The sequence below is a fragment of the Vibrio sp. Isolate33 genome, from assembly GCF_022397895.1.
Taxonomy (GTDB): Bacteria; Pseudomonadota; Gammaproteobacteria; order Enterobacterales; family Vibrionaceae; genus Vibrio; species Vibrio pomeroyi.
Map to the genome: position 1 here is coordinate 156503 of NZ_JAKEUP010000003.1, position 21710 is coordinate 178212.

The 21710-nt window shown below is 43.5% G+C and carries 16 protein-coding genes; 3 read left to right on the plus strand and 13 right to left on the minus strand.

Annotated features, from left to right (window positions below; all coding sequences use genetic code 11):
• Window positions 1-81: 81 nt before the first annotated feature.
• The 4 genes from pstB to L1D37_RS07395 all read right to left on the minus strand — a co-directional run bounded on the left by pstB (window position 82) and on the right by L1D37_RS07395 (window position 3664).
• Window positions 82-831 (minus strand): phosphate ABC transporter ATP-binding protein PstB, encoded by a 750-nt coding sequence (gene pstB / locus L1D37_RS07380; RefSeq protein WP_004732036.1) that lies wholly within the window; start codon window positions 829-831, stop codon window positions 82-84.
• A gap of 90 nt (window positions 832-921) precedes the next feature.
• The gene (gene pstA / locus L1D37_RS07385) at window positions 922-1785 is read right to left on the minus strand and encodes a phosphate ABC transporter permease PstA (protein WP_017632259.1); all 864 of its coding nucleotides are present in this window, start codon (window positions 1783-1785) and stop codon (window positions 922-924) included.
• A gap of 15 nt (window positions 1786-1800) precedes the next feature.
• On the minus strand, window positions 1801-2730 hold the full coding sequence (gene pstC / locus L1D37_RS07390) for a phosphate ABC transporter permease subunit PstC (protein WP_239847412.1): 930 nt from the start codon (window positions 2728-2730) through the stop codon (window positions 1801-1803).
• 112 nt (window positions 2731-2842) lie between these two features.
• Window positions 2843-3664: a phosphate ABC transporter substrate-binding protein gene (locus tag L1D37_RS07395; protein WP_050652528.1), complete on the minus strand. Its 822-nt coding sequence runs from the start codon at window positions 3662-3664 to the stop codon at window positions 2843-2845.
• 468 nt (window positions 3665-4132) lie between these two features.
• On the opposite strand from L1D37_RS07395, the gene L1D37_RS07400 reads away from it, so the two are divergent.
• Window positions 4133-5776, plus strand: coding sequence for a methyl-accepting chemotaxis protein (locus L1D37_RS07400; RefSeq protein ID WP_239847413.1), 1644 nt, complete (start codon window positions 4133-4135; stop codon window positions 5774-5776).
• A 109-nt stretch (window positions 5777-5885) separates the two neighbouring features.
• Here the strand turns inward: L1D37_RS07400 and L1D37_RS07405 are convergent, their stop codons facing one another.
• The 7 genes from L1D37_RS07405 to L1D37_RS07435 all read right to left on the minus strand — a co-directional run bounded on the left by L1D37_RS07405 (window position 5886) and on the right by L1D37_RS07435 (window position 16634).
• Window positions 5886-6443 (minus strand): DUF1566 domain-containing protein, encoded by a 558-nt coding sequence (locus tag L1D37_RS07405; RefSeq protein ID WP_048662424.1) that lies wholly within the window; start codon window positions 6441-6443, stop codon window positions 5886-5888.
• A 2-nt stretch (window positions 6444-6445) separates the two neighbouring features.
• The gene (locus tag L1D37_RS07410) at window positions 6446-7930 is read right to left on the minus strand and encodes a DUF1566 domain-containing protein (protein ID WP_239847414.1); all 1485 of its coding nucleotides are present in this window, start codon (window positions 7928-7930) and stop codon (window positions 6446-6448) included.
• Window positions 7931-7934: 4 nt separating this feature from the next.
• Window positions 7935-10262: a proprotein convertase P-domain-containing protein gene (locus L1D37_RS07415; RefSeq protein WP_239847415.1), complete on the minus strand. Its 2328-nt coding sequence runs from the start codon at window positions 10260-10262 to the stop codon at window positions 7935-7937.
• Between the two features lie 9 nt (window positions 10263-10271).
• A complete protein-coding gene (locus tag L1D37_RS07420; RefSeq protein WP_239847416.1) occupies window positions 10272-12413 on the minus strand; it encodes a TonB-dependent hemoglobin/transferrin/lactoferrin family receptor in 2142 nt (713 codons plus the stop codon).
• Window positions 12414-14435, minus strand: coding sequence for a prolyl oligopeptidase family serine peptidase (locus L1D37_RS07425; RefSeq protein ID WP_239847417.1), 2022 nt, complete (start codon window positions 14433-14435; stop codon window positions 12414-12416).
• Between the two features lie 310 nt (window positions 14436-14745).
• Window positions 14746-15654 carry a lipase secretion chaperone gene (locus tag L1D37_RS07430; protein WP_239847418.1) on the minus strand — a complete coding sequence of 303 codons (909 nt, stop codon included), beginning with the start codon at window positions 15652-15654 and terminating at the stop codon, window positions 14746-14748.
• Between the two features lie 38 nt (window positions 15655-15692).
• Complete coding sequence (locus tag L1D37_RS07435) at window positions 15693-16634, minus strand: triacylglycerol lipase (RefSeq protein WP_239847419.1); 942 nt, start codon at window positions 16632-16634, stop codon at window positions 15693-15695.
• A 478-nt stretch (window positions 16635-17112) separates the two neighbouring features.
• On the opposite strand from L1D37_RS07435, the gene L1D37_RS07440 reads away from it, so the two are divergent.
• Window positions 17113-18360 carry an SGNH/GDSL hydrolase family protein gene (locus tag L1D37_RS07440; RefSeq protein ID WP_275665471.1) on the plus strand — a complete coding sequence of 416 codons (1248 nt, stop codon included), beginning with the start codon at window positions 17113-17115 and terminating at the stop codon, window positions 18358-18360.
• Between the two features lie 115 nt (window positions 18361-18475).
• Here the strand turns inward: L1D37_RS07440 and L1D37_RS07445 are convergent, their stop codons facing one another.
• The gene (locus tag L1D37_RS07445) at window positions 18476-19807 is read right to left on the minus strand and encodes a DEAD/DEAH box helicase (protein ID WP_239847421.1); all 1332 of its coding nucleotides are present in this window, start codon (window positions 19805-19807) and stop codon (window positions 18476-18478) included.
• A gap of 361 nt (window positions 19808-20168) precedes the next feature.
• Between L1D37_RS07445 and L1D37_RS07450 the strand changes: the two genes are divergently transcribed.
• Window positions 20169-20435 (plus strand): Lpp/OprI family alanine-zipper lipoprotein, encoded by a 267-nt coding sequence (locus L1D37_RS07450; protein ID WP_017064250.1) that lies wholly within the window; start codon window positions 20169-20171, stop codon window positions 20433-20435.
• 164 nt (window positions 20436-20599) lie between these two features.
• Here L1D37_RS07450 and L1D37_RS07455 read toward each other — a convergent pair whose 3' ends face one another.
• Window positions 20600-21574: a L,D-transpeptidase family protein gene (locus L1D37_RS07455; RefSeq protein WP_239847422.1), complete on the minus strand. Its 975-nt coding sequence runs from the start codon at window positions 21572-21574 to the stop codon at window positions 20600-20602.
• Window positions 21575-21710 lie beyond the last annotated feature (136 nt).

Here is a 21710-nt window from a genome sequence, read left to right on the forward strand (position 1 = left end):
GATCTATTCGATTATCTAACCTGCGTATCAGTTAGCGTGCTGGTTTTGCTAAAAGGCCAAACACAGCAATTGAATAATCAATTAACCAAAGTCACCGTTTACGTAACCTTTAGTACGATCATCTTTTGGTTCGCTGAAGATAACACTTGTTTCGTTGTGCTCGACAAGCTCTCCCATTAGGAAGAAAGCAGTACGGTCTGAAATACGACGCGCTTGCTGCATTGAGTGCGTTACGATAACGATAGTGAAGTCCTTCTTCAGGTCTTCCATCAATTCTTCAATCTTGTGTGTCGCGATTGGGTCTAGAGCCGATGTTGGTTCATCCATCAGGATTACATCCGGTTCCATTGCAATGGTACGAGCGATACATAGACGCTGTTGCTGACCACCAGACAAACCAAATGCGTGTGCTTTAAGACGGTCTTTTACTTCGTCCCAAAGTGCCGCACTGCGCAGCGAGCTTTCTACGACTTCATCAATGTGCTTCTTGTCTTTGATACCTTGAGCACGTAAGCCGTAAGCTACGTTCTCGTAGATGCTCATTGGGAATGGGTTAGGCTTTTGGAATACCATGCCTACGCGGATACGTAGGTCAGCCACATCAATATTGCCGTAGATGTTTGTGCCATCCATATCCAGCTTACCTTTAATAGTAACGCCTTCAATTAGGTCATTCATGCGGTTCAAACAACGAAGTAGCGTTGACTTACCACAACCCGATGGACCAATCAGTGCCGTAACCTGACGAGTTGGAATTGGCAGGTTGATAGATTTAAGCGCTTGGTTGTCGCCGTAAAACAGATCTAGGTTCTCAATATCAAATTTGTTCATGTTCGTAATCTCTAAATTCTTAAATTCGTGTCTAGCTTGATGCTTTCTTTATCACGGAGGCTCTCGTTATGGTTGAGCCAGCTAATGAGCTTAGTAAGTTGCCGTGTTGAAGCGTCTCGCAATCAGTTTTGTAACCATGTTGATCAAGAGAACCAATACGATTAGGACAGTCGCCGTGCCATAGGCTTGGTTCCACTCATCGATAGTAAATAGCTCTGTTGTCAGCTTATATAGGTGAACCGTTAGTGTACGGCCAGAATCGAATACAGACTCAGGAACACGTGCCACCATACCTGCTGTTAAAAATACAGGTGCTGATTCGCCAATTACACGACCAATACTAAGAATGACCGAAGTTAAGATACCTGGCATTGCGCTTGGTAAGATCAAACGCCAGATAGTGTAGATTTTTGAAGCGCCAAGGCCGTATGAGCCTTCACGGTAAGTTTGTGGTACTGCCATCAATGCTTCTTCTGTAGTACGAATGATTACAGGAAGAATCAAGATACTTAGCGTTAATGCACCCGATAGAATCGAGAAGCCAAGGCCAAGAATCGAAACAAAGAAGGTCATACCGAACAGACCAAAGATAATCGATGGGATACCAGCGAGCGACTCAGTACAGAATCGAATCACTTTCACCAATCGACTACCTACTTTCGCATATTCTGTTAGGTAGATTGCCGTCATGATGCCCAGTGGTGCTGCAACGGCTATCGATGCAATTACCATGTAGATCGTGGCGATGATCATTGGGAAAATACCACGCTCTTCACCAGTACGAGTGTAATCGTCAGTGATGAAGTTCCAATCTACGTATTGCAGACCGTTCGATAGGATGTACCAAATAATCCAGAATAAGAAACCAACGGTTACAGCTGCTGCTGCCCAGATAAAACCTTTCAGGATGTTATCTTTGGTTTGACGTGCTTGTTTTAGTTTTACGAGATCCATATTACTCATCCTCGCCTACTTCGCTTTTTCACGGTTAAGATAAAGTAGAGCACCATTTAACATCATGATGAACACTAGAAGTACAACACCTGTTGCGTACAGTGCGTTAGCGTGAACGCCACTTGCGTAAGACATTTCAATAGCAATGTTTGCTGTTAGCGTACGAGCCGAGTCCAAAATACCTTCTGGCATTGCTGGCGCGTTACCCATAACCATGATGATCGCCATCGTTTCGCCAAGTGCGCGACCGATACCCAAAATCACACCAGTCATAATGCCTGAACGTGCAGCAGGAACGAGTAGCTTAAAAATCGTGTAGATTTTCGAAGCACCCAGTGCAAGTGAACCTTCTTTGTACGTACGAGGTACAGCACGAATCGAAGTTTCAGAAACCGTGATAACGGTAGGAAGAATCATGATACCCAGAACAATGATACCCGCCAGGATAGTGTTACCCGCCGGTACTTGGAAAATGTTCTGAATCATTGGAACGATAATTACCAGACCGAAGAAGCCGTAAACTACCGACGGGATACCCGCTAGAAGTTCAACTGCTGGTCGAATAATATCTGCAAGACGCTTTGGAGCGATCTCAGCAATAAAAATAGCGGTTAGTACACCTACTGGAACACCAACAACTACTGCGCCTAGTGTCGACACAATCGATGCAACAATCATAGTTGCAACACCGAATAGAGCTGGAGGTAACCAGTCAACACCCAGAACGATGCCAGAAACACCGGCCTCTTGGAATGCAGGGATACTCTCTGCAACGATAAAGTAAGCGATAACGGCTAGTGATACGATGCCGATTACAGCACTCGATAAGAACAAGCCGTGGAAGATTCTTTCTCTCCAGTCAACGCGCTTTTTGGTGCGCAGACTCGGCTTATTGATTTGAGTCGCTTCAGTATTCATAAGCTTTTCACTATTTGCGATGGTCATATATAAAATCTCAAACTTTGTGGCTCAAAAAGAGCTCGAAATAACCAAAGTTGAAAGAAAAGGCTCAGCCTAAAGACAGGCTGAGCAATAATTAAAAGTGAGTCAGTTAAGATTAGTTAACTGTGATGTAGCCTTTTTTAGCTGAGATAGCTTGAGCTTCGTCTGCAACCATCCAGTCTAGGAATTGTTGAGTTTCAGCTGATGGAGCGCCATCTTTGTAAAGAACTAGGAAAGGACGAGCAACTTTGTAAGAACCGTTCTTAACGTTGTCTACAGTCGCAGCAGCGCCGTCGATAGTTAGAGCGTGAACAGATTCGTCAACTGTACCTAGAGAGATAAAGCCGATTGCGTATGGGTTGCTTGCTACAGAAACTTTAAGTGCGCCGTTACCGTTTGCAACTTGTGCACGTTGAGAGATAGCCGATACTTTCTTATCGCCAATTGTCTTCTTAAGCTTCATGATGTCTTCGAATGCACCACGTGTACCAGATGCAGTATCACGAGTGATTGCTACGATTGGCTTGTCAGCACCGCCAACATCTTTCCAGTTAGTGATGTCGCCTTTGTAGATTGAAGTGATTTGCTCAGCAGTTAGAGCAGATACTTCGTTGTTCGGGTTAACAACAACTGCGATACCGTCACGAGCGATTACTAGCTCTTTCAGGTCAGCTGTTTTCTCTTCTTCTTTTAGGTCACGAGAAGAGATACCAAGGTCAGCACTTCCATTTTTTGCTGCTTTGATGCCTGCAGAAGAACCTGGTGCTTGAATTTCGATGAACACTGGTTCGCCTTTATTCATGTAGGTTTCTGCAAAAACTTCAACCAGTGGAGAAGCACTGTTAGAGCCAACTACAGAGATAGTTTCTTTAGCTGAAGCTGTATTCACTGTTAGAGCGCCTAGTAGTGCGATTGCACCGATAACTGTCTTTTTCATCACAAATTTCCTTTAGTGGCGTTATTGCCGTAATGTTGTGTTTTGCTTGAACGGTGCCCACTTTAGAATCTGAATGTGACAGTTGTGTTTCACTAAATTGAAGCCTATATGACAACTGCAATTTATTTTCTTGGTTTTCCCTTACTAAATAGCATTGAGCTAATAGAACAAGTGAATTCATAGGCGAAAAATATCAATTGCAACGTCTTCAAACCAAAACGCTTAATATCTCACCACCCCTTGTCATTACTGACTACCAGCCTCTTACCTGTATTAAATACCCCACTTAAACCAAGGGTAAAGCCTTGTTTGTACAATAAATATTCAATATTTATCAAATACCTATCGCATATATCAAAATCGAATCTATTACTGATTGAATTGTCATTCTCAGAAGTTAGAATCACCTGCTAATTACAATAATAACAATTGCTTCTGCTCATTTACTTATTCAAAGAGGGACAATACATGCGCCAACTTCTCAGTGGCTTATCGATAAAAATACAAATTCTTATTCCAGTACTCTTTTCTGTCGTACTACTTTTGACGGGTGTCATCATCGGTGGTGACAAACTGGAAAACGCTTTTAAAGATGTATCAACAGCAACCGACCAACTCATCCTACATAAAGAAGAACTCAGCGAAATCGTCGACAACAGCTATGGCATGCGCATCAAAGCGATCTATAGCCTATTCAATGCTGATGATGTGAAGACACTGGTTGCAACGCTCAATGAAAAGCGTGACCAGAATACTCGCTTACTGAATTCACTAGACACAGTGCCAGGCATGCAAGATGAAGTAGCCGCAATGAGTAACGCGATGAATCACTATGTCGACTTTTCTCGAACCACTATGCTTCCTCTATTAAAAGCAAAGCATGGCGATACTGCGCTATCTTCTGATTTTGAGGCTCGCTACCAAGTTGCTATCGATCAATACCGTCACGCAGGTAATGACATGGTGCAAGCAATCAACACGCTTTCTAAAAAGCTGAATCTACTTGCGACTCAAGAAGTCGACATCAATGGTCAGCAACACACCAGCACGCTCAATACAGCGACCATTGCCCTACTCGTGATTCTTTCAATTGCATTAGTCATCAGTTGGACGCTTGCAGGTATCATTGTTAAGCCACTGAGCAATATTCAAGAAACCATGCGCGAAGTAGCCAAAGGTAACCTATTGGTTAAAGCGGAAGAGTATGGCGATAACGAGATTTCACGCCTAGCACAAGACGTAAACAAATCCGTTGAACAACTGCGTGACACGGTAAGTTCGTTGTCTCGAATCAGTATCGAAGTCGCTTCTGCATCTACGGAGTTAGCTGCGGTAATGACACAATCAAGCGCTAACTCAGACCAAGAGAAGCAAGAAGTTGAGCAAGTCGCTTCTGCCGTGAACCAGTTAGAAAGCACAGCAGCAAACGTGAACGAGAACGCAGTACAAGCTGATTCGGCGTCTAAACAAGCGGACGAAATGGCGACACATAGCATGAGCTTGTTTAATGAGAGCAACCAAGCTAACGAGCAAATGGCGGTTCAACTTAGCGAAGCGGCTAACGTTGTCGGCACGCTAAAAGAGCATTCAGAGCAGATTGGTAAAGTGATTGAGGTGATTCAAAGCATCTCTGAACAGACCAACCTGCTTGCGCTCAACGCAGCAATTGAAGCAGCGCGTGCGGGTGAAAGTGGCCGTGGTTTCGCGGTTGTTGCTGACGAAGTTCGAATGCTGGCAGCACGCACTCAAGATTCAACCAAAGAGATCCAAACTATTATTGAAGGTTTGCAGGTTCAATCTGGCAACGCTAACGAGAGCATGAGCAGCTCACTAGCAATGCTAGAGCACAACCAAACACTGACAGCGGAAGTGAGCACGGCCCTTTCAGGCATTGCTAACTCGGTAACGGATATGACGGAGATTAACACTCAGGTAGCCTCTGCCGCAGAAGAGCAAAGCCAAGTGACGTCAGACATCAACCGTAATATCTCAAACATCTACAGCTTGGTAAGCCAAAACGTAACCGGTATTACTCAAGCCGCAGCAGCAAGCCATGAGCTATCTAACCTAGCTGAGCAACAGAAGCAGCAGTTGGACTATTTTAAAGTATAAGTTTCAAGGTCTAGGGGCTAAGGTTTAGGCTTTAAGTTAATACCTGTTTACCAAAACCTAAAAGGCCGTGGAAAACCACGGCCTTTTTATTTACGTCTTAAGAACTAATTCATTCTGCAACTAATAAAACACTAAACTTGTATTGCGCAGCGTTGTACTGATAAACCTCACCATTAATGGAATCAAACGTCATCACGCTCTGTCCATCACTTGCAGGAGTCGAACTCCATATAAATGAAGCCAAGTTTCCTGCTTCAACGTTAAACGTATCACCGAACACCTTGTGACTTATTGCTGGAGAGTGGCAGGCCACTTCTTTTAATGACACTAACTCTTTGATGTTTGGCATACGCCATTCTTTTACACCTGAGAACTGATGCAACGCATGACTACCGCTCTGGTCATTAATTGATTCAACCATCGCAAGTGCACTCTGCCAGTGGTAGGTTTCAGCTGGTCCACTACAAGCTAACGTCTTTGCATCCCAAGTTTTCCCCAGCTGGCAACGCATCCAAGTCAGCCCTGTGAGTTCATCACTAAACGTCCCATTATCGTTCGCTACATAGCGCGTACTTGGAGCCGATTTTTCCATATCTAGGCTGCATTCTTGTGCCATTGCACCCGCAGAAAATAGGCCAATTAAAGTTATTGAGAGTAAATTTTTCATATCTATTGACCTTGTAGTGAAACTAAACGAACTGGGAATTGGTACGAATCATAATTATCTGAAGAATCAACATCACCTGAATAGATCTCTATGGAACCAACAACCCCTCTATCTGCTCCCTGAGTTCCAATCTCGTTATAATAGAAGCCACCTTCAACAGCTGTGTTCGTATATTGGCTATAAGTAATGGATTGAGTCCATACCGAACCAGTGTAAGCCGTATAGTCAATACCAAGGGTTTGATGTGGGAAGTACTTGTAAGTTAAACCATAAACTTCACCATCCGAGTTGGTTTCTGTCTCACCGAAGTCGAGCAAGTTGTAGAACTCATGGAACGTTGGTAAACGCCAATCTGACTTACCGCATAAGTTCATTACGTTGATATGCTCAACGTAATCTTGAGTGGTACATATCGCATCACCTTTCGTTTTACACGTCGCTAGATCAACATCCTGATCGTAAGGCGTTACTAATCCAGGTAACTCTAGCGCTAAGATCCGATCTTTATATTGAACAGAGTTTTCATCATCCGTTTTCGACTCCCAAATCAAGCCACTGCGTTGATCGAGGACACAAGACCACTGTGCAGCATCATCAGCAAGCACCTGACCACTTGAATCTAACTTTGCAAACTGGAAACCATTGCCAGTATTGCTATTCAGCTCCGTTTTATCAAAGCCGTATTCTGCATCTTGACCTGGGAATGAACTCTGTGGCTCAGCGACATTTTGTGTATCATCGATATCTGAGAAATAGCGTAGAACACCAGTATCATTCAATGCTGTGGCAGCTTTCAATTCACCTTCTAAGAAATTAGCAAAAGCGGTAACTTCATCATTTGTGAGCACGCCATTTACATAATCAGCCGCACTCTTATCAAATTTCGCACTCAACTGAGCGAGCATGAATGCACGATTCGAGTGCTTAAACGCCTTAATTGTTGATACGATATTTTGCTCCAAACTCGCGAGCTCAGACGCAGATAAATCGTCTTGTATGTCACCAGAAATAGAGATACCACTTTTCGCGAGCTGAGCTTTTAATTTGCTGTTGGCCTCAGCAACCGTCAGTCCATCTGCAACATAACCCGCCAACAATGAACTAATACCATTAATCTCATTTCCCGTATTTTTTTGAAGACCGGGAGCTGCAATATAAGCGTAAGAAGATGCAGAACCGCTCGTGTTATTGGCTGCAATCCCCGTAACCACTTGAGCTAATAAAGGAACAGATAAAATCGACTTCTTAGTACTAGTAATACTAAATTCGCCATTCGCGCTAGCCGTCGAACTTGGCTCTCCACTATCACACATGTAGTTTTGATTGATGTCTGCACAGACCTTACTTTGTAAATCTACATTCTGTGCTGTCACTGTACCTGAAACTGTGTAGGTTGGTGCTGCCGATGCAGAGGTATCGGAACCGCCCGAACCACCACAGCCAGCTAGGGCCAAAGAGATGGCCAAAATAGTCAATTGAGGTTTCATAGAGTTATCTTCTTGTTTTGTTTTTAAAGAGCCTTGCCATTTGAGGCAAGTAACGTGTAGCAAATGACCTGCCTAACGAAAGCAAAGACATAAATAGAATCAAGATAGGTGAAGCTGAGCCTCCAGAAGAGCTATTGGTAGCTGTTGGTTCTTGAGGTGAAGTCGTCGTTTCTCCACATTCGTATTTCGAAATAGTGCCGAGACCCCAGCGCTTTAAGCTCCCAGTTTCACCATTTACATAATCGGCAATTTCTAAACGCCAAGACCCATTAATAGGCTCACCCTTAAACGAATCAAGAACCGAGTCATGCTTGAGTGTGAAGTAGCCATCAAAGCCAGAAAAGCGTGTCGACTTATGGTTAAGTAAATCAACTCGAGTTCCCTTCGGTGAAATCAGAGTTACCACTAAGTCGCTTAAACGAGGATGCTCGATTTCTAAATACATACCGAAATTTTCGTCTGCGATCTGATCCGTTCCACTTAGTGTGAAATTGAATGTTTTAAAGCCAACGATCGGCTGATTAGTCGAGCTAAATCGGCTATCGGGAAGATAGCTATCCAACTCTTTGATATCGGATTCGAGTACAGGCAAGCCATATACAAGGGGCAAATCATGCTGCCACTTTTGTGATTTGAGTGTGTCGCTGTATCGATAGTCGACATTCGTATTCATGGTGACTGAAGAACCACACACCTCGCCTGTAGGAAGTGTCGCTTCAATCGTTAGTTGGTTAACCGGAGGACTCACAAACGACTTCACCAATTCTGAAATATTAATTTCGCCATCGACTTGAGCCTGTCTTAACGTCGGGTACAACTCAATCGTCAACGGCTTCTTTGGGTCAACATAATGATCAGGAACCTCTACTTTAAATGGCTCGATGATCAGTCCATGCACATCAAACTTTTGCTTCAATATTTCGGCATAATCTCGATTAGGATAGAGCTGTTGAGCCACAAACAGTGTGCTCTCAGCTAGATCATGCATTTTCACCCCTCGACCGAGCCCGTACATAGACTCAAGTATGATTGAATCGAACTCTTTAAAAGCGAGCTCACCATACTGTTCAACCGATGCTTTCAGAGCTTGGAACAACGGCGTTGACCAAAGCTCATCACCTAGCTCACCCGCAACACTTTCATGGGGGCGATATTCCGCTTGTCTAAAGTACCGTGCTCTTTGGTTCCAAAGGCTGCGAGTGGTATTTCTTACGCCAAAGTAGCCATCCCAGTTAAAGACGGTATCAATCTCGAACTCTTGTCCACGAGTTTGGGCATTTTCATATTGAGTACGAAAGCTAAAGCTACCCGCCCAGTAATCACCAAAACCCTCACCGACTGCACCGGTATGACCATAAGCCCAATCTTTTACTATGTGATAATGAATCCCATGCCCAAGCTCATGCAGAATGACGTCGCCGTCTAATGCATCTGGAGAACCACCACCGACACCAAACAGAGTTGCTTTAGGACCGTAGTAGTAAGTCGAGTTATCTGCAGATAGTCCTCTACCATCGAACTCAAGAGGTGCATCAAACACATCAAAGCCCAAGCTACTGATATAACGCAAAGACTGATCAAGGTGAGCAAAAACCATCAACTGTGGGAATCGCGTGTCTTGCCAATCTACATTTTGTAAATCAGCCAGGTCAGTAAACTTAGTGACACCTTCAGCTGCAAGGAAATTTGAAGCATCACGGTTCGTTACAGCACCCGAGTCAGGGTCAATTGAGTATAAGGCAGCTGCATCAACCTGAGAGACACGATCATTAGTAAGGTAGATTCCATCACTATGGTTCAACACCTCCACATCCGTTTGGACGTAGCTCGGAGAGTTAGGATACTGGCTCACATCCGTTAATAGCGTTTCTGGTGGCGCAGACCTGTCCATAGTTCTCAAGTCTGGACTGAACACGTTCACATGAGTCGCAACAACTTGCCCACTGCTTAAGCTCGGCGGACGTTCTGCTTCTAATAAACGAGGAGCTTCTAACTCAGCAGCCGTTGTCGGATTTCCGTTAAGTAACACGGTATTTTCTAAGCTTCTGAAAACACGTAACACCTGTTGGTCAGTATTCGTGGAAAGAACCATAGACTTCTGTTGTTGATACTCACCTTCGATCAATACATCGAAATTGTAGTGGTTCCCCAATTTAGACTGTGTTTCATAGCGAAACCTTAGCGTACCAACCTCAGGATAAGCATTTTCCAAATAAGCCTTAGCTTCTTGTTGCGTTGTCACAACGGTGCTGCCAATTGGGTAATCCCATTCAGCGGCACTGCTTGTTGCAGAAGCTAAGCACAAAGCAAGATAAAGAGAACTCTTCTTCATATGTCCTCCTTAAAACTCATACTTGGCGTTAACAGTGAAGTAACGACCAGGTTCTGTAGAGTAAAGTTTATTGCTGTCCGCAATACCCGCAACATCTTGGTATCGGATGTATTCTTTATCAAATAGGTTGATCACATTGGCGCTAACATCCAAGCCAAAGTTCCAAGAGTAACTCAAACCTAAATCGACACTCGCCCAGCCAGCGGTCGTCGCACAATCGGTAACGATACCTAAGTCATCTTCACATTGAGGTACGTTATCCATAGCTTGTGCCCAATTGACCTGCGCATAAGCAGAGATAGCGTTGTCGTCATAAGCTATCTCAGCATTACCTTCCCAAGGTGTGAGTGTACGAACTTTTTCTCCATCTTCGTCTTCTCCATCAACGTAACCAACCTTGGTACTCACACTCCAAAACTCGCTTAAACGATGAGCAACTGAAGCTTCAATGCCATACGTCTCGACTCCATTTACATTTTGATACTGCTTGTAGTAGTTACCTGTATTTGAGTCCGGCACAAACGTGATCTGTTTAACGTCGATAAAATTATCGAACTTTTGATAGAAAACGGCCGCGTAAAGCTGCGTTTGTCCATTATCAAACTTACTGCCTAATTCGAACGAATCACTGGTTTCGGCCTCTAGATCCATATTCGGCACAATGACAAATGGGGTGATTGGGACAAAATCATGGTTCTGGTAACCATAAATTTTGTCATAACCCGGAGCTCTAAAGCCGTGATTGTAAGAAAGGTATGTATTTAACGAGTCCGTCAACTGATAACTCACCGATAAGCTAGGAGAAAACTCACTCGAATTTTGTTCCTTCACTTCATAGCCATTGATCGTGTTCTGTGACTCAGGTTTCAACTGGTGTAAATCAAAACGAGCACCTGCCGTCACAGTCCAATGGTCAATTTCAATCGCGTCACGAATAAAGGCGGCAAAGTTATACGAGCGAGCGGGAGCAAAAGGCACATCCGTGTTAAGTGACACTCCGTTCCAATCTAAAACAGAAGATTGACTTGGACGCTCATGGAGGTTGGTCTCCATATTCACGCCATAAGACAAGGTATGACTCATGTTGCGATGTTGGAATGCACTAATGAAATCGGCGTTTACACCAAGAAGCTGATCGGTAAAACCACGAACATCAATCGTTCTGCGTAACTCAGAAACGTTGTTGTTGGTTCGAGACATCAAACGATTGGTGGTATCTTCATTAGTCATATCACGCCAATAGATCTTGGCATCCAATTCCTCGAACCAAGTATTGGAAGGAAGGTACTCAAAGCCCGCATACGCAGAAAAAGTCTCGGTATAGGATTGTTGATCAAAATCTTCAGTATCCCACTTGCCATCTTTTTGGATCTTAGAGGTGCCCTCTTTTCTATTCAGATTCTCTTTATAGTACTCAACATTCCCTTTAAGCATTAATGCATCACTTGACCAGTAATTCAGCGTATAACCACCACCGACACCATCTATGTCTCGGTTATATAAGTCTTCGTCAAAATTACGAGTTTCTTCACCTTCCCAATAAGAAAGGTTTATCAAGCTTTCAAACTTTCCCGAACGAAAAGCAAGGTTTGTCGCGCCTTTGTATTTATTACTGATACCGGTGTAGGTTGCTGAGACATCACTATAGAAGTCTTCGTTGTCGAGATAATCCCCCGGTTTTTTAGTCCGAACCACTACCACACCACCAATAGCACCCGAACCAAATACAGATGAACTCGCCCCTTTTATAACCTCAATACTTTCGAGGTTAGACATATCAAACGAGTTACGCCCAATTTTGTCATTGAGGTCATTGGCGCCAAAGCCATCAGCAGACTTTATTCCGTCTTTAACAATCAAGATACGGTTACCAGTCATTCCGCGGATAGTGATATTTTGAGGTCGCCCGGCTCCCCCAGAAACACTGACTCCCGGTTCGCTCTTTATTGCATCATAAAGCTCTGTTGCGCCCTTTTTTTCGAGTTCTTCACCAGTAATCACGGCAACTGAACCTGCAACTTCAGATAGTGGCTGTTCAATTTTATTCGCTGTTACGATCACTTCTTCAAAGTGATAAACCTCGGATTCGGCGTGCACGAGGTTGGCAGCAAGTACGCTCAGTACTGCCGCTGATAGGGGGGAAAGCTTCATTTACTGCTCCGCTTTAATGTCTTTCAGGGTAAGTGATAAAAGAAATGCGTACTCAAACGCTTGTTGTGACTGGGAGCGCCGCCTGTCGGTCGAGTGCCCCTGAGTAAAGTTTGTCGCTAACAGATAGGGCCCGCTTCCGGTCGTAAGCTCGTTAAGTTTCGCGTAATACTTAGCCCCTTCCCAATAAGGAACGCGGCGGTCGTTGAGGCCAACTTGAATTAAAATCGGTGGGTAATTTTGTTCTCTAAGATTCAAATAAGGGTCGTATTCTTCCATTGCCTTTAATTCATCGGCGACACTAGGGTTACCCCACTCACCGTATTGTTGAGCGGTTAATGGTAAAGAGGAGTCAGACATGCTGTTTACTACATCGACGAATGGCACTTTGAGGACTGCACCATTAAATAATTCAGGAGCCTGATTTAGAGCTGCCGCAACAAGAGTTCCACCAGCACTGCCACCCATCGCATAAATAGAACGCTTACCTAGATTGTATGTAGTCAAATTACGAGCAACGGCGATGAAATCCAAGATGGCATTTTCTTTTTTAATCCCCTTACCTGCTTGATACCAAGAGTCACCATAGAAGCCCCCACCGCGAACATGCGCAATCGCATAAATAACACCTTCATCAAGTAAGCTGATAATTTGAGGCATAAAGTAGGGCTTCATCGTCACACCATATGCCCCGTATCCATACAAAAATACAGGAGTATCCTGAGTGAGTTTATCTTTACGATAAGCCAGAGTAACGGGGATCGATACCTCGCCAGAATTCACCATAACTTGTTCAGTTTGATACGCTGATTGTTGGTATTGAGGGTAATGATCTTGAGAGAATAATTCTCGTTTTAGAGAACCCGTATTTAAGCTTGCCCACGTAGCAGGTTGGGTAAGAGACATACTTCTAATATGCAGTTTATTACTCGCGTAGTCGCCAACTTGGCTCACCCAAGCAACCTGGTCCACCTCGGTTACTGGTTGGCTTAAACGATATTTGTTGCTGCTATCAAAGAAATGTAAGGACTGAGTTGCCCCACTCTGACTAATAACCACAGGGCCAGATTCAAACAAATAAAAGTTGTTGATTCTGGATTCATCTGCCGGCTCAAAGACGGTAGTCCATTGCTCTACTTGTGAAGCTTGGTTCAGCGGTACAGAGTAAAATGCAAAATGACTGCGTGTATGGTTACTGTTGACGAATAAACGAGAGCCAGAAACATCAACGTAGTATTCCACGCCAACTTTACGTGGCAAAACGGGTTGAGATATTTCCCCAGAATCAAGGTTTAATAAGCGCTGCTCACTTGAACTACTACTGTTTGCCTGTACCACAGCAAATTGAGTATCACTTGATAGGTAATACGACAGTAACCAAGCAGAATCTGACTCTTCTAGTAGCTGAATGGGATCTGACTGATCTAAGAAGTATTTCGCTAACGCATAAGGTTTTGAGGTCTGTTTTTCAAGTTGAATCAAATACAGAGACAATCCATCTTTAGACCATGCCAGTGAACTGTCTACATTTTGGGCTACAGAAATAACTTGATGAGATTGAAGATCAACAACACTCACTCGGTACTGTTCTGCCCCTGTCACATCTTCAGCGATCGCAAGTTTTGTTCTGGTTGAGTCTAGTGTCCAAGCGCCTAATTGGTAATAGTCAAATTCAGCAGATCGAGCATCAATGTTAAGTAACTCAGTAAAATCTTCACTCCCAACTAACCGTGATAGCAAGGATCTCTTACCATCGCGATCTAGGATCGCATATTCATACCCACCAATTTCCTGCCATGGTTTGTCAGCTCGATTAGGACGGTTGTCATACCAATTTTTTTGTAGAGATTCACTCAAAGATTGAATACGTTCTTGATACTGGTGAGTTTTGTTATTTTGTTGTTCAAGATACTTGAGCACATTGCTCCCGCTACGAGAATCATCTCTGAGCCAGGAAAATTGATCAGAAGCACTAACCTCTCCCGTCAGCAAGAGAGCAAAAGCTAACAACACAAACGCTTTCATAAATACAACAAATCCATACGCTAATTTAATAAATTTCGCGTATACTGCACTTAAACGATAATGAGATCAATTATCATTTGCATAAATGTGTGATTTGAATCACGAGGAATGCATCAATTAATGATGGCTTGCTATTGCAACCATAGGGGAAATTTATATTCAAATAAGAGTGATAACTTAGTCAATAATGTTTCTTGGCGGCAAATTCATGGCCAATTATAGAACAAGCAATCGTTTACTTGATTTTAGGAAACGACTTAATTCAACAAGCTTAATCTATACATTTAACTAACACGTTGGCTCAGCAAACCTACTCACCAAGATCTTTGTCCCAGATCCTTTCTATCGCTTCTACTCTTCGAATCTGCTTTGAAGGAAAGTGTGCGACCCTAAGATCAGCGATCGTTTCTTGTTGTTCTATCTGTGACAGCGCAGCATCGTTGAGAATGTCGTTTCGTTCTAATTGGTAAACTTCCAAGGCTTCTTCAAATTCAGCTCTTTGTTGGTCGAGCGCTTCAAGCCTTTGCGCAGCTTCTTCGCCTACGAGTTCATTTCGCTGTAAGTATTTATCTTGTTGATCAAGCCCCTCAGAGCTTGATAACTGTTGCAGCAAGACCTGATTCTGATGGCTCGTTTGAACGTAATCAGGCTGTTCTAACATCAAAGCATCCATCCTTTGTTGATAGTCTTGCTCACCTAAGCCCTCTTGTTTCAGAAGTAACTTTTCTAAAGCGATTTCTCTCATGCGATTGTCATGAGTAAACAGAATGCTTATTTCGCTCTGGCTAAAGAATTGCGCCTGGAGATCGAGTAGCGCTTGATTAAGTGCTTGTAAGTCTTCGGCTGAGATTGATGTAGTGTCGAACTGAACATCCAACGAGGTCAGTGCCGATTTATATTCAAGGTATTTGGTAAACAGTGCTTCATCGACAACGGCACTTTGTGATTGATCGTGGTGTTTCGCCACGTTGTCACGAATATCTTCGAGGGTTAATTCTGTATTGCCTGACACGAAATATTCCATCATGTCTTTAGCTGATGCATTATCGATTTCGGTATCTTGTTGAGAGGTTGCCTTCAAAGAGGAGGCGCTGTGTTCTATTCTTTTGTTTGAATTTAGCTCGTCTGTCTTAACAGGAAAAAAGGTTGGATACAAAAAGACCGCCGCTGTACTCATCAGGGCTATCGTGGTTATCGACAAAATGGCGGTCTTTTTCATTATGTGTTCCTTAAGGTCTTAATAAATGGATAGGCAACCTAAAGGCCGGCCAGCTTCAATCGATTGGCGTGTTGACGATAAAGCGTTACAGGATCGGTCTCAAAGAGATGGTGAATGCCCAGTAATCCATTAATTTCGTCTAGGTGATTCATTTTATAGTCGTCACCAATCACTTTGCCCAAGTGCGCGCTGCACGCCCCCACTAACCCATCATTCGGTTCATTGAAGGCTAAGCCAAGGATTGTCATTGCTCCATCGGTAGGATCAAGAAGGTTGGTAAAAGTGGATGACCCTGTCCAGGAGTAGTAATAAACGCCGTTACCTGCTTGCCATTCACCATCACCGCACTCAGATGTTGGAACGCCTTCAGGGTAAAACTGATTGAATGCAAGCGAGCCTTCTGTCGTAAGAGCCTCAAGAGATGCGAGACCGTCTTGGTCAAGATCCGTTCCACCAGATAACAGGTTGATGAGCGTAGTCAATCCACCAGCAAGTTTAACCGCAATACCTTCTGTGGCTGAGCCTTCAGGTACGGTGCCACGAACTAAATCGGCCACCTTAGAGCCTTTATGAACACCACCAATACTTGTCACTGATGCAACCAGGTCTGGACGAACGGATGCCACATAGCGTGCAGTCGGCCCGCCATGGCTGTGTCCAACCAGATTCACCTTACTAGCTCCGGTTGCCGCTAAAAGTGTTTCAACTTGAGCCAGTAACTGTTCGCCACGAACTTCAGAGCTGTTGGTCGCAGAAACCTGAGCGACGTATACGCTCGCGCCATCTTTTGTCAGCGATTCAGGTACGCCATAGAAATAGTCGACACCTGCCAATGTATCGAAACCAAACAAGCCATGTACCAACACAATGGGATATTTCGTTTCAGTGTATCCGCTGACTTCTAATGCCGATGCGCTCGTTCCTGCATAGGCACCAAAACTGGATAGACAAGCTATCGTCCAAATTAATATCTTTTTCAATGCTCTTTCCTTAAACAGATTAGACCTCTGATGAGTAAAAGAACCGTAGTTGATGATTTTATAAAACAGAAAATAGCGACTCGATATTTGTGAGATTGAACTGGAATTAAACAGTAGTGATTAACATCAATACAAACAGATTAGGATCTAAAGCAAAGATTTTAACTAATTGATTAAATTAACATTTAACGTAATCACATGAACTCGCACTTTCAGTAAACGAATTAAAATATCAACCTAGCATTCGCAAAGTTCAAAAGCTCAATGACAAACGTTCAAGCGTTTAAACCGTTATTTATCAACCATAAACCCGTTGGAAATTTGATATTTATGCCAGTAATAACACTCCAATAGTTTGAATGTATTGACTTGAATTATTAGTTTTCTGTATAGGTCGTACCAGTCATTTAGTTATTCACTTATCAACAAGCAACAACGTTTCCGTTGGCTCACCTCAAAATAAAAAGAGAACACAATGATGAAAAATACGGCTTTAATACTCGCGTTAACCATGCCTTTTGGTGCTTATGCCGCTGAAGATCTAATACCAACACCTGAATCTATAACATCTGCTCAAGTACTAAGCACGCAAGGCTCAGAAACTTACTCTTATGTTCGATGTTGGTATCGAACCGATGCGTCGCATGACTCTGCCGCTACCGATTGGAAATGGGCGAAAAAAGAAGACGGGGACTATTACACGATCAACGGTTATTGGTGGTCTTCTGTTTCATTCAAAAACATGTTCTACAGCGATGCCCCGCAATCTGAAATCAAACAACGCTGTGAAGAGACGCTCGACATCCAGCATGACGCCGCAGACATCACCTATTTTGCCGCAAACAATCGCTTCTCTTACAACCATTCAATCTGGACCAACGATAACGCAGTTCAATCCAATACCATTAATCGCATTGTTACTTTTGGTGATAGCCTTTCTGATACTGGGAATCTATTTAACGGATCTCAATGGGTTTTCCCCAATGCGAATTCATGGTTTCTAGGGCATTTCTCAAACGGTTTGGTTTGGACGGAATATTTAGCCAAAGCCAAAGACGTTCCTCTTTATAACTGGGCCGTTGGTGGTGCAGCAGGCACTAACCAATATGTCGCACTGACTGGTGTCTATGACCAAGTCACTTCCTACTTAACCTACATGAAAGTCGCTAAAAACTATCGCCCTGAAAACACCCTATTTACGCTCGAGTTCGGGCTCAATGACTTTATGAATTACGATCGAGAAGTCGCCGATGTTAAAGCCGATTTCAGCAGCGCTCTTATCCGACTAACCGAGTCTGGTGCGAGCAACATCTTACTGTTCACATTGCCCGATGCGACCAAAGCACCACAATTCAAATATTCAACCGAACAAGAGATCATCAAAGTCCGAGGAAAGATCTTAGAGTTCAACCAGTTCATTAAAGCGCAGGCTGAATATTACCAAAGCATGGGTAAAAACATGGTGTTGTTCGATGCGAGTGCGTTGTTCGCCAGCATTACTGATAATCCTGAACTACATGGTTTTAGAAATGCGAGTGACGCTTGTCTTGACCTCAACAGAAGCTCAGCCGCTGACTACTTACGAAGCCATAGCTTAACCAATGACTGTGCCACCTATGGTTCAGACAGCTATGTATTCTGGGGCGTGACACACCCAACGACAGCCACACATAAATACATTGCAGACCACATCTTGGCGTATTCGTTCTCGACGTTCGATTTCTAGCTAATTACCTGAAGCTAATGGCTTAGAGAAAGTCGAGATACAAAAAAACCGCCTAATATTGGCGGTTTTTATTTATGTCAGTTTTACAAAAAAACGCTTCTAAACTGGCTGGTGATTACTCGTCATCCACTTTTGGCGCGACTTTCTTCTTAGGGATAAACACTGTGTCACCCACTGCCACATTTTGGTGGAAGCTCTTATCACGTTTAACCGGTTTCTTCGGCGTTTTCTTCGCTTGAGTGTTGGTCTTCTTCTTAGCAGGGCCGCCTTTAGCAAACGCAGGTTTACGTGGCTTAATACCTTTGAATTTACCTTTAAGGCCTTCAAGTACAGAGAAGTTGAGATCTTGTTGAAGGTAAAGTTCAACACGCTTGAAGCTGTCCCAGTCTTTCGGACCAACCAAAGAAATCGCGTCGCCTTTGTTACCCGCACGGCCAGTACGACCTACACGGTGCACGTACTCTTCCGTATGCTTAGGCATATCAAAGTTGATAACGTGGCTCACGTTTGGAATATCAATACCACGTGAAGCAACATCGGTCGTTACCAATATCTTGTAAACCGCACGCTCGAACTGGCTCATAATAGCATTACGTTGCGTTTGGTTTAGGTTACCGCTCAGTGCTACCGCTTTAAGTTTCTTCTCGTTCAACTTATCTGTTAAACGGTCAGTATCAGCGCGTGTTGCTGTGAAGATCATTACCTGACGGTATTCAGCTTCTTCCAGTACACGGTCTAAAATCGCTTCTTTGTGATCTAGGTGATCACATAAGTAGAATTTCTGTGTGATATCTAAGTGCTGCTCGTTAGAAACACCAACAGAGATACGCTTAGGTGCGTCTAGCATTTCATTAGCAATGCCGTTTACTTCAGCGTGATCTAACGTTGCAGAGAACATTAGAGTCTGACGACGACGGTGTTTAGCTGCATTGGCAATGCGACGAAGTTCTGGAGCGAAACCCAGATCAAGCATACGGTCCGCTTCATCAAGGATTAGCGTTTCAACACCATCTAGGAACAATGAACGATGTTCTAGGTGGTCAGCAAGACGGCCTGGAGTCGCAACGATAAAACGAGGGTACTTACGCAGTGCTTTAACTTGGTCGTTAAAGTTCTCGCCACCCAAGATAAGCGCCGCTTCGTAAGACAAACCACCTAGCATGCTACGTAATTCACCGTAAACTTGCTTAGCCAGCTCACGAGTAGGAGCCAAAATTACACCACGAGGATCACGAGCAGAAAACGCTTTGGTTTTTAATGCTTTGTGAATCATTGGCAACACAAACGCCAATGTTTTACCTGAACCCGTTTTTGATGAAGCCAATAGATCCTTACCGGCAATAGCAACAGGGATCGCTTTCGATTGGATCTCTGTCGCTTTCTTAAAGTCGTAATGTTTTAAGTTCTTCAGTAAGCGATTATCTAAGCCTAAATCTTTAAAGTGCAAAGGACTCTCCAGTCATGATGGTATTGAATAAAATTAATTTAACGTGACATGATACCGCGAAAGTACTTTATAAGGATAGAGATCACATTAAATTTATCTCTTTATCTGTCGTTAGCTAAAACATTCTATGCATTGCTAACAAAGGGATGGCTGCGATAAATCTCTTAAAATCGGATGCCAAATCTCTCATCTCATAAATGAGACAGATCGTGATACTGAGCTAATTAGCTCAAAAATTTAGCAATTTCTTTAGTTATTGTTTTTGCAGTTAAAAAATTAGTCGCTACAATCATTATTGAAGCGACTATATGATAAAGAATGTATAGCGCATCTTTTGATGATAAATAAGCAAGGAGTTCTTATGAATAAGACGTTAATCGCAGCTGCAGCCTCAGTTTTCATTTTAGCCGGTTGTTCTTCAGAGCCAGAAGAAGCTGCAGTGTCAGAAATGGATCAACTAACTAACCAAGTCGCTCAACTAACAAGCGAAGTTGAAGCACTTAAGAGTGACAAAGCCGCCGCTGAAATGAAGGCTCAAGAAGCAGAAGCAGCCGCAATGGCAGCGAAAGAAGAAGCGGACCGTGCTAACGACCGTATCGACAACATTGCAGAGTCTTACACGAAGTAGTTGAGATATAAGCGCTACTAGCTTTAGATCAAATAAGTCGTAAAAGTAAAAAGCAGTAATTAGATAGCACCACCTCTTAACGGAAGTGGTGCTTTTATTTGGAATGAAGAAAATGAAGATAAGGGACAGAGGAAAGCCATAACGCTTTCCCAAAAACCATCGAATTAAAACTCAATCACAGGTGGTGCTATCTCAACAGGCACACCGTTTTGGGCAAAGATAACCGCTTTCGCTTTTGAGTTAGGTAGATCTGCGTCTTCTAGCCACCATTTCAGTTCCACCGGGATTTCCAGCAACTTCTTAGAACCGTCGCTTCTCGTCAATGGTTCGTGCGCTTCAACAAACACACTTCTATCTGGTTCTAGTGACACTTTAATCGGCTCATTAATGATCGTGACTTGTTCACCGCGATTCACTTGTTCAAACAGCCATTCAATATCTTTAGGTTCCATTCGGATACAGCCAGAACTCACACGAAGGCCTATTCCAAAATCTTTGTTGGTACCGTGGATCAAGTAATCCCCTGCACCATAAGCTAGTCGCATTGCGTATTCGCCCAGTGGGTTTTCAGGCCCTGCTGGCACGACCCTCGGTAATTCGATGCCTTTCTCTAAATACTCATCACGGATCGACTTAGGTGGCGTCCAAGTCGGGTTAGGTCTTTTTTGACTTATCTTAGTGATCATCTCCGGCGTATCACGCCCAACTCGACCAATCCCGACAGGGAACACATGCACCTGATTCTTCTCAGGTTCAAAGTAATACAGCCTTAATTCGGCAAGGTTAATGACAATGCCTTTTCTTGGGGTATCCGGCAGAATTAAACGGCTAGGAATACTTAACACGTAACCTTCAGCAGGAAGAAAAGGATCAACGCCCTTATTTGCCGCCATTAAAGAGAGAAAGCCAATATCGTACTGCTTTGCAATAATCGCTAACGTTTCACCCGCTGCCACTTCGTGTTGTTGTATTCTGCCTACAATGCGACTCTCGGCTGGTGGCAACTCAAATGTAGCGGCATACACCCACGATGAAGCCATCCCTCCGGCAATTAAGGTAGTTCGCACAGCAAGCGAAGCGATTTTACGTAATCGAGTTTTCATAGCATGCAAAGGCGTCGAGCTAGCGCAATACGACATACAATTCCTTGGTTTGTCTTTTATCAAAGCTTAGATTATCGCTGATTAAATGTCGCGACAACGGTTAGTTACCGCTAAATTCATATCCCTTTCTCTCTCAATAGACCTGCGCTTCTGCTGATACAAAACGATTTAC

Excerpts from the sequence above, each read along its gene's own strand:
- L1D37_RS07420 (WP_239847416.1), bottom strand. The coding sequence starts at position 12,413 with ATGAAGCTTTCCCCCCTATCAGCGGCAGTACTGAGCGTACTTGCTGCC.
- pstC (WP_239847412.1), bottom strand. The coding sequence starts at position 2,730 with ATGACCATCGCAAATAGTGAAAAGCTTATGAATACTGAAGCGACTCAA.
- L1D37_RS07395 (WP_050652528.1), bottom strand. The coding sequence starts at position 3,664 with ATGAAAAAGACAGTTATCGGTGCAATCGCACTACTAGGCGCTCTAACA.
- L1D37_RS07400 (WP_239847413.1), top strand. The coding sequence starts at position 4,133 with ATGCGCCAACTTCTCAGTGGCTTATCGATAAAAATACAAATTCTTATT.
- L1D37_RS07415 (WP_239847415.1), bottom strand. The coding sequence starts at position 10,262 with ATGAAGAAGAGTTCTCTTTATCTTGCTTTGTGCTTAGCTTCTGCAACA.
- L1D37_RS07410 (WP_239847414.1), bottom strand. The coding sequence starts at position 7,930 with ATGAAACCTCAATTGACTATTTTGGCCATCTCTTTGGCCCTAGCTGGC.
- L1D37_RS07440 (WP_275665471.1), top strand. The coding sequence starts at position 17,113 with ATGAAAAATACGGCTTTAATACTCGCGTTAACCATGCCTTTTGGTGCT.
- L1D37_RS07455 (WP_239847422.1), bottom strand. The coding sequence starts at position 21,574 with ATGTCGTATTGCGCTAGCTCGACGCCTTTGCATGCTATGAAAACTCGA.
- pstB (WP_004732036.1), bottom strand. The coding sequence starts at position 831 with ATGAACAAATTTGATATTGAGAACCTAGATCTGTTTTACGGCGACAAC.
- L1D37_RS07405 (WP_048662424.1), bottom strand. The coding sequence starts at position 6,443 with ATGAAAAATTTACTCTCAATAACTTTAATTGGCCTATTTTCTGCGGGT.
- L1D37_RS07425 (WP_239847417.1), bottom strand. The coding sequence starts at position 14,435 with ATGAAAGCGTTTGTGTTGTTAGCTTTTGCTCTCTTGCTGACGGGAGAG.
- L1D37_RS07450 (WP_017064250.1), top strand. The coding sequence starts at position 20,169 with ATGAATAAGACGTTAATCGCAGCTGCAGCCTCAGTTTTCATTTTAGCC.
- L1D37_RS07430 (WP_239847418.1), bottom strand. The coding sequence starts at position 15,654 with ATGAAAAAGACCGCCATTTTGTCGATAACCACGATAGCCCTGATGAGT.
- pstA (WP_017632259.1), bottom strand. The coding sequence starts at position 1,785 with ATGGATCTCGTAAAACTAAAACAAGCACGTCAAACCAAAGATAACATC.